This is a genomic window from Pseudomonas sp. TNT3, assembly GCF_010095445.2.
GTDB lineage: Bacteria > Pseudomonadota > Gammaproteobacteria > Pseudomonadales > Pseudomonadaceae > Aquipseudomonas.
This window is the reverse complement of the sequence record NZ_WFGV02000025.1, coordinates 42264-57920: the sequence shown is the minus strand read 5'-3', so window position 1 is coordinate 57920 and position 15657 is coordinate 42264. Positions and strand designations below refer to the sequence as shown.

Annotated in this window: 15 protein-coding genes and 1 pseudogene; 7 read left to right on the top strand and 9 right to left on the bottom strand. The window is 59.1% G+C overall.

The genetic code is table 11. The features are described 5' to 3' along the window. Nucleotides 1–308: 308 nt before the first annotated feature. Nucleotides 309–1538, top strand: a complete 1230-nt coding sequence (gene serA, locus GBC55_RS16195; protein WP_162438387.1) for a phosphoglycerate dehydrogenase — start codon at nt 309–311, stop codon at nt 1536–1538. 63 nt (nt 1539–1601) lie between these two features. Here the strand turns inward: serA and GBC55_RS16190 are convergent, their stop codons facing one another. Then, the gene (locus GBC55_RS16190; protein WP_162438388.1) at nt 1602–2027 is read right to left on the bottom strand and encodes a DUF4399 domain-containing protein; all 426 of its coding nucleotides are present in this window, start codon (nt 2025–2027) and stop codon (nt 1602–1604) included. Nucleotides 2028–2160: 133 nt separating this feature from the next. Here GBC55_RS16190 and GBC55_RS16185 point away from each other — a divergent pair, with 133 nt between their 5' ends. Further along, entirely contained in the window at nt 2161–2748 is a 588-nt protein-coding gene (locus GBC55_RS16185; protein ID WP_162438389.1) for a transporter substrate-binding domain-containing protein, read from the top strand. A 124-nt stretch (nt 2749–2872) separates the two neighbouring features. Here the strand turns inward: GBC55_RS16185 and GBC55_RS16180 are convergent, their stop codons facing one another. Both GBC55_RS16180 and GBC55_RS16175 read right to left on the bottom strand, forming a co-directional pair. Next, nucleotides 2873–3361 carry a DUF523 domain-containing protein gene (locus tag GBC55_RS16180; RefSeq protein ID WP_162438390.1) on the bottom strand — a complete coding sequence of 163 codons (489 nt, stop codon included), beginning with the start codon at nt 3359–3361 and terminating at the stop codon, nt 2873–2875. Nucleotides 3362–3363: 2 nt separating this feature from the next. Further along, complete coding sequence (locus GBC55_RS16175) at nt 3364–3996, bottom strand: 2OG-Fe(II) oxygenase (RefSeq protein WP_162438391.1); 633 nt, start codon at nt 3994–3996, stop codon at nt 3364–3366. Nucleotides 3997–4104: 108 nt separating this feature from the next. Between GBC55_RS16175 and GBC55_RS16170 the strand changes: the two genes are divergently transcribed. Continuing rightward, nucleotides 4105–4842: a DUF2059 domain-containing protein gene (locus GBC55_RS16170; protein ID WP_162438392.1), complete on the top strand. Its 738-nt coding sequence runs from the start codon at nt 4105–4107 to the stop codon at nt 4840–4842. A gap of 137 nt (nt 4843–4979) precedes the next feature. Here the strand turns inward: GBC55_RS16170 and GBC55_RS16165 are convergent, their stop codons facing one another. Beyond that, nucleotides 4980–5927 carry an alpha/beta hydrolase gene (locus tag GBC55_RS16165; protein ID WP_162438393.1) on the bottom strand — a complete coding sequence of 316 codons (948 nt, stop codon included), beginning with the start codon at nt 5925–5927 and terminating at the stop codon, nt 4980–4982. A 96-nt stretch (nt 5928–6023) separates the two neighbouring features. Here GBC55_RS16165 and GBC55_RS16160 point away from each other — a divergent pair, with 96 nt between their 5' ends. Further along, nucleotides 6024–6605 (top strand): DUF6436 domain-containing protein, encoded by a 582-nt coding sequence (locus GBC55_RS16160; protein WP_162438394.1) that lies wholly within the window; start codon nt 6024–6026, stop codon nt 6603–6605. Nucleotides 6606–6719: 114 nt separating this feature from the next. After that, entirely contained in the window at nt 6720–9131 is a 2412-nt protein-coding gene (locus GBC55_RS16155; protein WP_162438395.1) for a penicillin acylase family protein, read from the top strand. Between the two features lie 126 nt (nt 9132–9257). Here the strand turns inward: GBC55_RS16155 and GBC55_RS16150 are convergent, their stop codons facing one another. Next, nucleotides 9258–10223 (bottom strand): DJ-1/PfpI family protein, encoded by a 966-nt coding sequence (locus tag GBC55_RS16150; RefSeq protein WP_162438396.1) that lies wholly within the window; start codon nt 10221–10223, stop codon nt 9258–9260. Nucleotides 10224–10565: 342 nt separating this feature from the next. Here GBC55_RS16150 and GBC55_RS16145 point away from each other — a divergent pair, with 342 nt between their 5' ends. Continuing rightward, the gene (locus GBC55_RS16145) at nt 10566–11207 is read left to right on the top strand and encodes an HD domain-containing protein (RefSeq protein WP_162438397.1); all 642 of its coding nucleotides are present in this window, start codon (nt 10566–10568) and stop codon (nt 11205–11207) included. An 87-nt stretch (nt 11208–11294) separates the two neighbouring features. On the opposite strand, the gene GBC55_RS16140 is transcribed toward GBC55_RS16145, so the two are convergent. The 4 genes from GBC55_RS16140 to GBC55_RS16125 all read right to left on the bottom strand — a co-directional run bounded on the left by GBC55_RS16140 (nt 11295) and on the right by GBC55_RS16125 (nt 15412). After that, entirely contained in the window at nt 11295–12185 is an 891-nt protein-coding gene (locus GBC55_RS16140) for an ABC transporter permease subunit (RefSeq protein ID WP_162438398.1), read from the bottom strand. Next, entirely contained in the window at nt 12182–13063 is an 882-nt protein-coding gene (locus tag GBC55_RS16135; RefSeq protein WP_178114308.1) for an ABC transporter permease subunit, read from the bottom strand. The genes GBC55_RS16140 and GBC55_RS16135 overlap by 4 nt, the downstream gene beginning before the upstream one ends. Before the next feature lie 35 nt (nt 13064–13098). Further along, nucleotides 13099–14241, bottom strand: a complete 1143-nt coding sequence (potA, locus tag GBC55_RS16130; RefSeq protein WP_162438400.1) for a polyamine ABC transporter ATP-binding protein — start codon at nt 14239–14241, stop codon at nt 13099–13101. A 73-nt stretch (nt 14242–14314) separates the two neighbouring features. Then, complete coding sequence (locus tag GBC55_RS16125) at nt 14315–15412, bottom strand: polyamine ABC transporter substrate-binding protein (protein ID WP_162438401.1); 1098 nt, start codon at nt 15410–15412, stop codon at nt 14315–14317. 157 nt (nt 15413–15569) lie between these two features. Here GBC55_RS16125 and GBC55_RS16120 point away from each other — a divergent pair. Continuing rightward, nucleotides 15570–15656 (top strand): annotated as a pseudogene (locus tag GBC55_RS16120) (outer membrane lipoprotein carrier protein LolA); the annotation flags it as partial. Nucleotide 15657 lies beyond the last annotated feature (1 nt).

Genomic DNA, 15657 nt, shown 5'->3' with positions numbered 1-15657 from the left:
ATGAGTGTTTAGCGGGGTGCATATGCTAGCATACCGACCCCGCAGGGTAGTGCCCAACGGCCATTCTGCGGTGACGGCATTGTTGCCGTCCGGGTCAGCATTCTGTGCCCTGTTTTATACGTACGTTCCTCTTTTGACGAGTGGCTGTTGCCGTCAAGCAAGGCGCCGCGACGAGTCATAGCTGGCTATGGCGAGGAGCGGCAACGCAGCATGACGTCAACAGACGCCGTCAAAAAGGAACAGTACGTATAGGACAGGGCACCCTGACTACTTCCTGCCAATTTTCTCCGGGATACAGGTTTACGCAGATGAGCAAGACTTCTCTCGATAAGAGCAAGATCAAGTTCCTTCTTCTCGAAGGCGTCCACCAATCGGCTGTCGACGTTCTCAAGTCGGCGGGCTACACCAGCATCGAGTACCTCACGGGTTCTCTGCCGGAAGCCCAGCTGAAGGAAAAGATCGCTGATGCGCACTTCATCGGCATTCGCTCCCGTACTCAACTGACCGAAGAGATCTTCGATCACGCGAAGAAGCTCGTGGCTGTCGGTTGTTTCTGCATCGGCACCAACCAGGTCGATCTGAACGCAGCTCGCGAACGCGGCATCGCGGTGTTCAACGCCCCGTACTCCAACACCCGTTCCGTTGCCGAGCTGGTGCTGGCCGAAGCGATCCTGTTGCTGCGCGGCATCCCTGAGAAAAACGCTTCCTGCCACCGTGGCGGCTGGATCAAGAGCGCGGCCAACTCCTTCGAAATCCGGGGCAAGAAGCTGGGTATTGTCGGTTACGGATCGATCGGTACTCAACTGTCGGTCCTGGCTGAAGGCCTGGGCATGAAGGTGTACTTCTACGACACCGTGACCAAGCTGCCATTGGGCAACGCAACGCAAGTTGCCAGCCTGACCGAACTGCTGGGCATGTCCGACATCGTCACCTTGCACGTTCCAGAAACCGCTGCGACCCAGTGGATGATCGGCGAGAAGGAAATCCGCGCCATCAAGAAGGGCGGCATCCTGATCAACGCGGCTCGCGGTACCGTGGTCGAGCTCGACGCACTGGCGGACGCGATCAAGGACAAGCACCTGATCGGCGCGGCTATCGATGTATTCCCGGTGGAGCCTCGCTCCAACGACGAAGAGTTCGAAAGCCCGCTGCGTGGCCTGGACAACGTGATCCTGACCCCGCACATCGGTGGCTCCACCGCAGAGGCGCAAGCCAACATCGGTCTGGAAGTCGCTGAGAAACTGGTGAAGTACAGCGACAACGGCACCTCGGTATCGTCCGTCAACTTCCCGGAAGTGGCCCTGCCGGCTCACCCTGGCAAGCACCGCCTGCTGCACATCCACGAGAACATTCCGGGTGTGATGAGCGAGATCAACAAGGTCTTCGCCGAAAACGGCATCAACATTTCCGGTCAGTTCTTGCAGACCAACGAGAAAGTCGGTTACGTCGTGATCGACGTCGATGCAGACTACTCGGAAATCGCCCAAGAGAAACTGCAGCACATCAACGGCACCATTCGTTGCCGTGTGTTGTTCTGATAGTGACTTGAGTGACAAAAAAGGGAGCTCCTCGGAGCTCCCTTTTTCATGCCTGTGAAAAAGTTACTTCACAGTCACGGTGATCTTCTTCGACACGATTGGCGGATCGAACGGCATGTGGCCGCTGTCACCCAGTTCCAGCTGCAAGGTGTGCTTGCCCGGTGCCAGTTTGATCTCGGCCTGGGTTTGCGCCTTGCCGAAGTGCATGTGGTTGGCGTCCAGCGGAATCGGTGCGCCGGCGGCTGGTAGTTTGTCGACGTCGATCAGCAAATGGTGGTGACCGGTGTTTTTGGTAACGTCACCGGCAGGGGCAAGGGACACGTCCTTGACGCCGAACTTGACGGTGAAGGTTTCCGGGACGGTGGCGCCGTCTTCGGGAGATACGATAAACACTTCTGCACCCTTGGGGGCCGGAGTCGCAGCCATTGCCATCATCGAAGCACTCAACAACAGGCCGGCGAATGCTGCTCGTGACATAAAGGTTTTCATTCTCTTCTCCAGTTTTTTCGTAAAATCCGTGCAGTCATGACAACTTCATGACCATTTGTTGTCGAAGGCACTCGACAACCATAGCAAAGCGAGCCAAACCAAAGACTCGCGATAATGAATTCAAGGAGTGACCATGCGCTTGTTGCCTGGCCTGATCTGCCTGTTACCTCTTCTGAGCCCGCTGGCTCATGCCGAACTGATTGACGACGTGAACGACCGCGGCGAATTGCGCATTGCCCTTGAGGCTAATACACCGCCCTTCAATTTCAAGGATGACGGCAAACTAACAGGCTTTGAAGTCGAATTGGGTCAGCTGCTGGCGAATGAGCTGGACGTGCGTGCCGATTTCGTCGTCGTCGACTCCAACGATCTGTTGCCCGGCGTCGAGAGCGGCAAGTACGACGTCGCCATCAATCACATAGCAGTGACCCCGGAACTCAAGGATCGTTTCGACTTCAGCGAACCTTACAGTTACGCCAAAGCGGATTTGATCGCGCAGAAAGAAGAAGAGCCGCGCTCGATGCTGCTGGTGCAGACACTGGCGCAGGAGAAGCCCAAAGCAGCTGCGCCGGTGAGCCTGGCGATTCCGTTTCAGAAGGGAAATCCGGCGTTTCATGCCAGCCTGGAGAATGCACTGGCGCGGATCAAGGCCGATGGACGACTGGAGGCGTTGTCACAGAAGTGGTTGGAGTCGGACACGAGCGTCGCGCCGAAGCCATAATTTCAGACTGATGCGCACCACTGTAGGAGTGAGCCTGCTCGCGATAGCGGTCTGTCATCCAACATCTTTGTTGACTGACATGGCCTCATCGCGGGCAAGCCCGCTCCCACAGGGTATGTTGTGATTACTGGTCCTGCGCGGCCAGAGCTTGCGCCGCATGTGGCAATTCCAGCTCGCTGAAGACCTGAACGCCATGGCGCTTCAGCAACGCGGCCGTCACCCCTTCGCCACTGACCTTCACCCCACTGAACGTCCCGTCATAAGTCAGCAAATTCCCACAGGACGGGCTGTTCGCTTTTAGCACGGCAATACGGATACCGTGCTTTTGCACCAGCTCCAGCGCCTGATAGGCCCCGGACAAAAACTGCGCGCCGACGTCCTCGCCCTCGGTGGTGATGACCGACACTTGTCCATCGAGCACTTGAGCGCCCTGTCCGCCCGGGATTTCCGCCGCCGCCCTCGGGGTCGGCAATCCTCCGGCGACTTCCGGACACAAGGGTACGACCCGACCTTCGTCGATCCATTGTTGAAGCTGATCGAAAGGCCCGCTGGCGCCGCCGTCATAACGAACCCGGTGACCCAGCAGGCAACGGCTTACCAGTATCTTTTGCATGATTAGAAAGGCTCGTTGCCGCGACGTCGGAACCAGCCCGTCAAAGACAGGCGATTTCGGGTGGCGGGCATCACTTCGTGAGGGACTTCACCCGACAGGAACACCACCAGGCATCCGCCGACCGGCACCACATCGTGTTCGGTGCCTCCATTCAGGTACATGCGCAACTGACCGCCGTGCTCTGGCAGCCAGGCGTCATTCAAGTAGACCACCGCCGAGACCATGCGGCGATCATCGTCGCGAAAGCGATCCACGTGCCGGAGGTAGAAAGCACCGGGCGGGTACAGCGCGAAATGGCTTTCGAAGTCTTCCAGCCCCAGGTACAGGCCCCGATTCAACGCTTCGCGCAGGCTGTCCATCAACTGCAAATAGCTGTCGCACGCCAATGCCTGACCGGGCTCGATCCACTGGATACGGTCACCCCTGATGCCCTCGCGAATCTCCGATGTCGGTCCGCGACCCACGGCTGCCGGGGCCAATTCACCTTCGGCCGCACGTTTATGGCACTCAGCCGCCAGTTCCCGGGTCAGACCCAGAGGCAGGAAAATATTCTGCTGTGACCAACCCTGTGTAGCCAGGTCGTCGACGATACGTAACAGCAGCGGATGATCAGAGGGTATTTGCATGGCGCGCATAGTATTCCTGTGCCTGCAAATCCGACAGAGCCGCGCAGCGGCTTGATACGAATTCTCGACAAGTCCGGATACCACACGGAGAATAGTCGCCTGCTGACAGGAGTCCCTATGCGCCGTTTGCTTTTCTCACTGTTGATGTTCTGCGTAATGCCCGCCTGGGCAGACGGCCACGATCAGCTGTACAAGGTCGCCGGCTGGCCGGAACAACGCGCGCACTTTAACGACGCCCTCTCGGCCGCCCAGCAGCGTTACCAGAACAGCCTGCCACCGGCGGTGTTTCAGGCATTGGTCAACAACAGCAATCAGCGTTTCGCCCCCCAGGCTGTCGATCAGCGCGCAGAGGCACAACTGCGCAAGGTGCTGGCCGATCCCAAGCCCGCGCTAACCTTTTTCCAGTCGCCGCTGGGCAAGAAAATCGTCGCCGCCGAGTTACTCGCGACCCGTCGTGATCAACTGGCAAAAAACGCCAAGGGTTTACCGAAAATCGAGGCCAGCGACAGCCGCTTGCTCATCATCGGCCACCTGGCTCAGGCACTGCCCGCCCGCGAAGCCGGCGCCGAGGTCAGCCTGGCAATTGCCGGTGTCGCGGCCGACAGTCTGAGTTCGATGATTCCGGGTTTGCTCGGTGGCGGTCAGGCTCAAGGCATGTTGAATGGTCAGCGCCAGCGCTTGATGGAACAAATTGGCAGCGACCTGAACAACACGCTGCTCTACGTTTATCGCGACCTGTCGGATAACGAACTGGAAGAGTTCGCCACCTTTGCCGAGTCTGCTGAAGGCAAGGCTTACTATCAGGCGGCGCTGGCGGCGATTCGGGCGGGGTTGGCGGTGGGGCAGAATCCTTAGCATCCAGGTCAATAATCTTCGAGTGCCTATTAGGGCCCCATCGCGGGCAAGCCCGCTCCCACAGGTCATGCGTCAATTTTGAAAATTGCGCAAATGCTGTGGGAGCGGGCTTGCCCGCGATGGGGCCATCAAATCCACTATAGATTCCTGCCCTTGATCCGCTTCGTCAAAAACCCGAAATACTCTGCTCTCAATGCCAGCGTCTCATTCGCCAGGTGATGCCGCGCCTGCGGCAACATCAACACCTGCGGCCGATCGAACTTGGCCTTCAGTACCCCAAGGTTGTGTTCCCAATCCACCGTCATGTCCGCCTGCCCCTGCACAATCAGTGGCCGACGCAGGCTGCTGGGTGCCGCCTCGATACGCTTGATCCAGCGCGCCAACGCACCCACCCAAGCGGTCGGCAGACGTAGCGGTTGCAGCGGATCGGCTTGCAGGAAGGGTAAGAAATCCGGGTCGTTGGAGTTTTCGCTGAAGCGCCGGGCGATGGCTTTAACGAAGGGTCTGAGCAGGTAGTAACTCAATTGCGACCAGCCCCAGGCGCGCGGCCGAACCAGCGGCGACAGCAGGATTACCTGGCCCTGCGCCGGGCTGTCAGCACCCTGATTGAGCACATGATCGATCACGATCGCTCCTCCCGTGCTTTGCCCGCACAGGTGCCACGGCTGCGGCATATCAAGGGACAGCGCCTCCGCGAAAAGCCCTTGCAGCGTGTCCTGGTACTCCGAAAAATCCATGATGCTCGCCCGCTCGCCACTGGACAGGCCATGCCCCGGCAAATCGCAGGCAATCACCGCGAAGCCCTGATCCAGCGCCCACTCGATCACATGCCGATACAGCCCAGTGTGATCGTAGAAACCGTGAAACAGAAACAGCGTCGCCTTCGCCCGTGCTGGCCACCAGAACTGGCTGACCACCTGATACCCATCGACCGCAAAACGGCCCAAGCCACTGCGCAGTTCCCGCCCCGGGAAATCGAGGCCATAAAAACGCTGATAGGCCAGCGCTTCCACCGACAACGGCTGACCCTCGGCCAATGGCCGCAGGCTGTCGCGCAAATGATCGGGGGCGAAAGTGGCAGACATGAGTAATTCCAGCAGGTGAAACGGACTTTATGGGGCTGCGATATTCATCTGTCGCGGCAAGCATGGCAAGCTAGCCGACCTCTAAGGATGATACCCATGCGCCCGGTCTACCGCACCACACTGTTCGCCAGCTTGCTCGCCCTCGTGTGTGCCGCCGTGTTGTGGGCTGCCTACGACTGGTTTCAGGGGCGCTACCTGCGTGCGTTCAGCGAGCACACCGCCGTGTTCTCCGGCGACCCGCTGCGCCTGCCTGACGACCTCGCCGGTCCCGGCGCCATTCGCCTGGTGCACTTCTGGGACCCGGCCTGCCCCTGCAACGTCGGCAATCAACAGCACCTCACCGAACTGGTGGCTCGCTATGTGCCGCAAGGTGTCGAATTTTACTCGGTGCAAAAGCCCGGCAGTCACGGCCAGTTACCGAGCACATTGAGCAGCCTCAAGACCATCACCGTGCTGCCCGGCTCCGAACAGATCCCCGCCAGCCCGGCCGTGGCGATCTGGGATCGCACCGGCAAGCTGGCGTATTTCGGCCCCTACAGCGAAGGCCTGACGTGCAATTCAAGTAACAGCTTCATCGAACCGATTCTCCAGGCATTGAACGAAGGCCGCCCGGTGAGTGCCACGCACACACTGGCGGTGGGGTGTTACTGCCCATGGCCGGTCGATACACCGAAGTAGGGACAAACCAGGCAACACGAATCCCTCCTACGGGCGATGGGCCTATTCAGTAAGCCGTGTTAAACAGTGACGCCAGGGAATAGCTGCCACTAATAACAAGAACAAGGAACCACCATGAAACGTCTCCTGACTGCCCTCGTCCTGCTCATAGTCGTGCTTGCCGCGGGCGCTGGCTGGTACGTCTACAGCAAGCAGCCGACACGCCAGGGCATGGTTGAACTGCAACACCTGCAGGGTTCAGTCACCGTGCGTTACGACGAGCGCGGCATCCCGCACATCCGCGCTGAAAATGAAAAAGACCTCTACCGCGCGCTCGGCTATGTGCATGCACAGGACCGTCTGTTCCAGATGGAAATCCTGCGCCGACTCGCCCGTGGCGAACTGGCTGAGGTGCTCGGCCCGAAACTGCTCGATACCGACAAGCTGATGCGCAGCCTGCGTATTCGCGAACGCGCCGAAACCTACCTCGCCAACCTGGATAAACAGTCACCGGCGTTCATTGCCATGCAGGCCTATCTGGACGGAATCAACCAGTATCAGGACACCCATGCGAAACCTGCAGAGTTCGACGTGCTGGGCATTCAAAAGCGTCCGTTCACAGCCCAGGACACCATCAGCATCGCCGGCTACATGGCGTACAGCTTTGCCGTCGCGTTTCGCACCGAACCCTTGCTGACCTATGTGCGCGATCAACTCGGGCCCAATTACCTGAACGTATTCGACCTCGACTGGCAGCCCAAAGGCGTGCTGGCTAACAGTCACGGTGGCGCGGCGCCGGCCCTTGGCAGCGCGGACTGGAAAGACCTCAACACTCTCGCCCGCTTGAGCGAACAAGCACTGGCCGATAACGGTTTGCCTCAGTTCGAGGGCAGTAACGCCTGGGTCGTCGCCGGCAACCGCACCAAAAGCGGCAAACCGTTACTGGCAGGTGATCCGCACATCCGCTTCTCCGCGCCGTCGGTGTGGTACGAGGCGCAACTCTCGGCGCCCGGTTTCGACCTCTACGGTCACTATCAGGCCTTGATGCCATTTGCTTCGCTGGGGATGAACCGCGATTTCGGCTGGAGCATCACCATGTTCCAGAACGATGACATGGACCTGATCGCCGAGAAGGTCAATCCGGACAACCCCAATCAGGTCTGGTATCGCGGCAAATGGGTCGACATGGTAACCAGCGAACAACAGATCGCCGTAAAGGGTCAGGCGCCGGTTACCCTGGTGCTGCGCCAGTCGCCCCACGGTCCGATCGTCAACGATGCCCTGGGCGCCAGCGTCGGCAAAACCCCGATTGCCATGTGGTGGGGATTCCTGGAAAGCCAGAACCCGATCCTCGAAGGCTTCTACCAGCTCAACCGCGCCGACACCCTGGCCAAGGCACGCAGTGCCGCTGCCAAGATCCAGGCACCCGGCCTGAACGTTGTGTGGGCCAATGCCAAGGGCGACATCGGTTGGTGGGCAGCGGCGCAACTGCCCAAGCGACCTGCCGGTGTGAACGGCAATTTCATTCTCGACGGCAGCACCGCCGAGTCGGACAAGGATGGTTTTTACCCGTTCAGCGCCAACCCGCAGGAAGAAAACCCGGCGCGCGGCTACATCGTCTCCGCCAACTTCCAGCCCGTATCACCGACCGGCATGGAGATTCCCGGCTACTACAACCTGCCCGACCGTGGGCAGCAGCTCAATCGCCAGCTCAGCGACAAAGCCATCAAGTGGGATCTGGACACCAGCCAGAAGCTGCAGCTGGGCACCACCACCGGCTACGGTCCGCGACTGTTGGCGCCGTTGCTGCCGGTGTTGCGTGAAGTCGTGAGTAGTCCCGCCGAACTCAAGTTGGTGGAGCAACTGGCGCAGTGGAAAGGCGATTACCCGCTCGATTCCACCAGTGCCACGCTGTTCAACCAGTTCCTGTTCAACCTCGCTGACGCGGCGATGCACGACGAGCTGGGAGACGCTTTCTTCGAAACTCTGCTCTCGACTCGGGTGATCGATGCCGCACTGCCGCGCCTGGCCGCGACTGCCGACTCGCCGTGGTGGGACAACCGCACCACCCTCGGCAAGGAAACCCGCGCCGACACGGTCAAGACGGCGTGGCAGGCGAGCCTTGCACACCTCAACACGACCCTCGGCACGGATGTCACGCAATGGCAGTGGGGCAAGGCGCACACGCTGACTCACGGGCATCCCCTGGGGCAGCAGAAACCCCTGGACCGGATCTTCAATGTCGGCCCGTTCGCAGCACCGGGCAGCCATGAAGTGCCGAACAATCTTTCGGCCAAGATTGGGCCGGCGCCCTGGCCGGTCACTTATGGTCCCTCGACCCGCCGGCTGATCGACTTCGCCGACCCGGCCCACAGCCTGACCATCAACCCGGTCGGCCAGAGCGGCGTGCCGTTCGATGGTCATTATGAGGATCAGGCTGAAGCGTACATCGAAGGGCTCTACTTCCAGGCCCATCTCAGTGATGAGGAAGTGACGGCGAATACGCGCAGTACGCTGAAGCTGTTGCCGGCGCGGGGTGCCCAGTAAAACCTTCGGACTGGACTGGCCCCATCGCTAGCAGGCTAGCTCCCACAATGGAACTGCGCGCACCGAACCAAATGTGGGGGCCAGCCTGCTAGCGATGGGGCCCATATGAACAACACACATTCCGGATCAAACCATCGCCGCAAAATTCAACCTGAACTGCTGCGGCGTTACCCCAAGCCGACGATTGAACACACTGCGCATGTGTTGTGCATCGCGGAAACCGCACTGATACGCCACTGTCTTGAGTGGCGAAGCGGTGCTTTCGAGCATCACCCGTGCTGCATCCACCCTCGCCCGCTCGACAAACTCCGCCGGGGTGATTTTTGCTTCCTTGGCAAACACCCGGGAAAAGTTGCGGGCGCTCATGTTGGCGGCATTGGCCAGGTCGGCTAGGGTCAGATCGCCATTGAGATTTGCCAGAACGTAAAGCTGAACCAATGCCACCGCCGACGTCGGTTCAGCGTGCGGGGTCAGGAACGGGCTGAATTGCGATTGCCCGCCCGAGCGCTGCGTGAACACCACCAGTCGCTTCGCCACGCTCAACGCGACTTCCGGGCCGTGATCCTGGGCCAGCAGATACAGCGACAAATCGATCCCTGCCGTGACCCCTGCCGACGTAAAGAGCTCGGCGTCCTGCACGTAAAGACGATCGGCGTCCACCTGTGTCGACGGATACAACGCAGCCAATGCCGCCGCATCGCCCCAATGCGTCGTCACGGTCCGCCTCTCCAGCAACCCTGCCCGGGCGAGCATGAAGGCGCCGTTGCAGATCGAACCAAAGCGTTTCGCCCGCGCGCAGGCGTCACGCAGCCAGGCATCGAAAGTCGGGCTGAAATTCATGAAGGGCAACTGCGGCCCACCGGCCACCAGCAACAGGTCGTAAGCTTCCAGCGCCTCGCTGAAATGGCGATGGGCATTGAGCGACAAGCCGTTGGAACAAGGCATAACCCCGCGCTCGACGCCGATGACATCCAGCCGATAGTGATCCTGAGGAGGCAGGAAACGATTGGCCTCGGAAAACACATCCATGGGGCCGGTAACGTCCAGCGACTGAACACCGGCGAATACCACGATGGCAACGGTTTTACTCATGTCTCAAAATGCCTCTGAAGAACACGTATACCTGTGGCGAGGGAGCTTGCTCCCGCTCGACTGCGTAGCAGTCGCAAAACCGTAGGATGCGGTATGCCTGGCAGAATTCCATTGCATTTCTTTTGTGGCTGCTTCGCAGCCAAGCGGGAGCAAGCTCCCTCGCCACAAAAAGCGCTCTGACTGCGACTCACCGTAGCCAATCCACGCCTGACAAGCGAGGTTGGCGCGATATGCATGCTCATTGGCAAGGATCGCAGCCATGCATCGATTGTCCGCTCAGGGGGGCGGGAACAGACTTGTTCCATCAGCGCCGCCACGGCGTTCCCCACGAGGAAAGCACCCATGAGCAGCATCATCGCCGGTATCAAAATCCCCGACAGCGCATTCGCCAGGGCCACTACCGAGTACATCCGCGACGTCGAATCCGACTTGCTGTACCACCACTCCCGCCGGGTGTTTTTATTTGGCGCCCTGAGCGGTGAACGCAAGCAGCTTGAATACAATCCCGAGCTGCTTTACGTCGGCGCGATGTTCCATGATCTGGGATTGGTGGAAGGTCATCGCACTGACGATGAACGCTTTGAAGTCGACAGCGCCAACGCCGCCAAGGCATTCCTGAAACCTTACGGTCTTTCGGATGACGATATCGAACAAGTGTGGCTGTCGATTGCCCTGCACACCACACCGGGCGTGCCGCAACACTTGCGGCCCAACGTGGCGCTGGTCACTGCCGGGGTCGAGATGGATGTGCTGGGTATCGACTACGCGGCGTTTTCCAACGGGCAGCGAGAGGCAGTGGTGCATGCGCATCCACGGGGTGACGGGTTCAAGGAGTGCATCCTGTGCGCCTTCGCCAACGGCTTCAAACACAAACCGGACACGACGTTCGGCACCGTGAACGCGGACGTGCTGGTGGACAGTGAGCCGGGCTTCAAGCCGATGAACTTTGTCGAGATTATTCGCAAGTCGCCTTGGGTTTCCTGACTGTTGAAAAACCTGTGGGAGCGGGCAAGCCCGCTCCCACATGGTTTTAGGGTTAACCACAAGATCGTGGTCAACCCGACGTCAGACTCAAACCGCTTCCGGTGCCTGCGCGCGACGCACGTCCGGTTGCTTCCACGAATCCGCAGCACTTTCTTCGATCGCTTGCTGAATCGCCTTCTTGCGCGACTCTTCGGCACGGCGGCTGAAGAACCAGACCAGGAACGTCACCAGCGACACCGCCAGCAGAATCAGGCTGGCCACGGCGTTGATCTCAGGCTTCACGCCCAGACGCACCGCCGAGAACACTTCCATCGGCAAGGTCGTCGAGCCCGGGCCGGACACGAAGCTCGCCAACACCAGGTCATCCAGCGACAACGCGAAGGACATCATGCCGCCCGCCGCCAGCGAAGGCGCGATCATAGGGATGGTGATCAGGAAGAACACCTTCCATGGCCGCGCCCCCAGGTCCATGGCTGCCTCTTCGATGGACAGGTCCAGCTCACGCAAGCGCGCCGACACCACGACCGCCACGTACGCCGCACAGAACGTCGTGTGGGCAATCCAGATGGTGACGATGCCGCGCTCCTGCGGCCAGCCGATCATCTGCGCCATCGCCACGAACAGCAGCAACAGCGACAGACCGGTGATCACCTCAGGCATTACCAGCGGCGCGGTGACCAGGCCACCGAACAGCGTGCGACCCTTGAAGTGGGTGATACGGGTCAGCACGAAAGCTGCCAGTGTACCCAGCGCGACTGCCGCAATCGCCGTGTAGCAGGCGATTTCCAGCGAGCGCAGCACCGAGCCCATCAGTTGGGTGTTATCCATCAGGCCGACGTACCACTTGATCGACCAGCCGCCCCACACCGTCACCAGTTTGGAAGCGTTGAACGAGTAGATCACCAGGATCAGCATCGGCGCGTAGATGAACAGCAGACCCACTACCAACATGAAGCTTGAGAAACGGAAGCGCTTCATTCTTTGCCCTCCATTTCTTTGGCCTGGCTACGGTTGAACAGAATGATCGGCACAATCAGGATCGCCAGCATCACCACCGCCAGGGCAGACGCCACCGGCCAGTCACGGTTATTGAAGAACTCTTGCCAGAGCACTTTACCGATCATCAGGGTTTCCGGACCGCCCAGCAGTTCCGGGATCACGAACTCGCCCACGACGGGAATGAACACCAGCATGCAGCCAGCGACAATGCCGTTCTTGGACAGGGGAATGGTGATTTTCCAGAAGCTGTTGAAGGTGCTCGAACCGAGGTCGGACGCGGCTTCCAGCAGGCTGTTGTCGTGCTTCACCAGGTTGGCGTAGAGCGGCAGGATCATGAACGGCAGATAGGAATACACCACGCCGATATACACCGCGAGGTTGGTATTGAGGATCTGCAGCGGTTCATTGATCCAGCCCATGGTCATCAGGAAACCGTTGAGCAGACCGTTGTTGCTGAGGATGCCCATCCACGCATACACGCGAATCAGGATCGCGGTCCAGGTCGGCATCATGATCAGCAGCACCAGCACCGTTTGCATTTCTTTGCGGGCACTGGCGATGGCATAGGCCATTGGATAACCGATCAGCAGGCAGAGGACGGTGCTGATCAGCGCCATCTTCAACGAGCCCAGGTACGCGGCGATGTACAACTCGTCGTCGCCGAGCATCGCGTAGTTGCCCAGGTTGAGCAGCACCTGCAGCTTCTGGTCAACGAAGTTGTAGATCTCGGTGTACGGCGGGATGGCCACGTCGGCTTCGGCGAAGCTGATCTTCAGAACGATGAAGAACGGCAGCATGAAGAACAGGAACAGCCAAATGAACGGAACCCCGATGACCAACTGGCGGCCACCGGGAATTATTCGATTGAGGCGGCGTTTGAATTTGCGCATGTTCATGAGCGAAGCACCACGCCGCTGTCGTCTTCCCAGTACACGTAGACCTGATCACCCCAGGTCGGACGCTGGCCACGGCGTTCAGCATTCGCCACGAAGGACTGCACCAGCTTGCCGCTTGGCAATTCAACGTAGAACACCGAGTGACCGCCGAGGTAGGCGATGTCGTGGACCTTGCCGCTGGACCAGTTGTATTCGCAGGTCGGCATGTCTGCAGTAACCAGCAGTTTTTCCGGACGGATTGCGTAGGTGACCGACTTGTCCTGCACCGAGGTGCTGATGCCGTGGCCGACGTAGATTTTCCGGTCCAGGTCCTTGCAGGTAATGATCGCGTGACCTTCCGCGTCGTCGATTACTTCGCCTTCGAAGATGTTGACGTTGCCGATGAATTCGCAGACCAGGCGGCTGGTCGGGGTTTCATAGATGTCGATCGGGCTGCCGATCTGGGCGATCCAGCCCAAGTGCATGATCGCGATACGCTCGGCCATGGTCATGGCCTCTTCCTGGTCGTGGGTCACCATGACGCAGGTTACGCCGACGCGCTCGATGATCTCGACCAGCTCCAGCTGCATTTGCGAACGCAGCTTCTTGTCCAGCGCACCCATCGGTTCGTCGAGCAGCAACAGTTTCGGGCGCTTGGCCAGGGAACGGGCGAGTGCCACACGCTGACGCTGACCGCCGGACAATTGGTGCGGCTTGCGCTTGGCGTACTGGCTCATCTGTACCAGCTTGAGCATTTCAGCCACGCGAGCATCGACTTCAGCGGCGGGAATCTTGTCCTGCTTGAGGCCGAAGGCGATGTTCTGCGCCACGGTCATGTGCGGGAACAAGGCGTAGGACTGGAACATCATGTTGATCGGCCGCTCGTAAGGCGGCATGTCGGTGATGTCTACGCCATCGAGGAAAATGCGCCCCTCCGTAGGCCGCTCGAAACCTGCGAGCATGCGCAGTAACGTGGATTTGCCCGATCCCGAACCGCCGAGCAAGGCGAAAATCTCGCCTTTCTTGATCTCCAGGGACACATCGTCCACGGCAATCGTCTCGTCGAACTTCTTCGTGACCCGGTCGATTTTGACCAACACCTGTTTAGGTGTCTGGTCGCCCTCGAGGGCTTTCTTATAGGCGCCGGAGGCAACTGCCATTTACGAAACTCCCAGAAAAAAAGAGTGCAGTTCGCTCAAGGTGAGCCAACCTTGGATAGTTTGAGCCTTGAAGCTATTTACCCGACTTGACCTTGGTCCAGCTGCGGGTCATCAAACGTTGAATGTTTGGTGGTAACTCGATGGACACATAGGTCTTGTCGAGGACGGCTTGCGGTGGATAAACCGCTTCGTCGGTGCGAATGGATTGCTCCATCAGCTTGTCCGACCCCGGGTTAGGGTTGGCGTAGCCGACGTAATCACTGACCTGGGCGATCACCTCAGGTTTCAGCAGATAGTTGATGAATGCGTGAGCTTCCTTGACGTTGGACGAGTCCTTTGGAATCGCCAGCATGTCGAACCACAGCGCGCCACCTTCCTTCGGAATCGAGTAGGCGATGTTCACGCCTTTCTTCGCTTCGTCGGCGCGGTTCTTGGCCTGGAACATGTCGCCGGAGAAACCGATCGCGATGCAGATGTCGCCGTTGGCGAGGTCCCCAATGTATTTGGAAGAGTGGAAGTACGTGACGTACGGCCGCACAGCCAGCAACTTGGCTTCAGCCTTTTTGTAATCTTCGGGATTAGTGCTGTTGGCGTTCAGACCCATGTAGTTGAGGACCGTCGGCATCATTTCATCGGCGGAATCCAGGAAGGCTACACCGCAGCTTTGCAGCTTCTTGATGTTCTCCGGTTCGAACAACACGCCCCACGAATCGATCTTGTCGACGCCCAGCACTGCCTTGATCTTGTCGACGTTGTAACCGATGCCGTTAGTGCCCCACAGGTACGGCACGGCATACAGGTTGCCCGGATCGTTCTGTTCCAGGCGCTTGAGCAGCACCGGGTCGAGGTTCGAATAATTGGGCAGTTGGGACTTGTCGAGCTTCTGGAAAGCGCCGGCCTTGATCTGCTTGCCGAGGAAGTGGTTGGACGGCACAACGACGTCGTAACCGGTACGCCCGGCCAGCAATTTGCCTTCCAGGGTTTCGTTGGAATCGAAGACGTCATACACCGGTTTGATGCCGGTTTCTTTCTGGAAGTCCGCCAGGGTGGTCTGACCGATATAGTCCGACCAGTTATAAATATGCACCGTACCGGCAGCCTGGACACTGACAGCGAGTGTCAGTCCGGCACCAACCAGCAGGGCATTGCGCAACAAAGAAAAAATAGGCAAGTGGAGGTCCTCTAAAATTAGTTGGGCCCAAGTTGCCCCGTGTTACATGACAGCATTAGCAGCCCTGCAACAAAACCGGCGCGCAACTTACCCTCGAAAAACCGTTCCAGCAAAACTTTTATGCAGACCCTTGTAGGAGCAGCCGGTCGACGCTCGATTGCTCGCGATAGTCGTCAACGATAACGCGTGGTGCCTGACACCCCGCGGCGTTACGAATTTTTTCGCGAGCAAGCTCGCTCCTACAG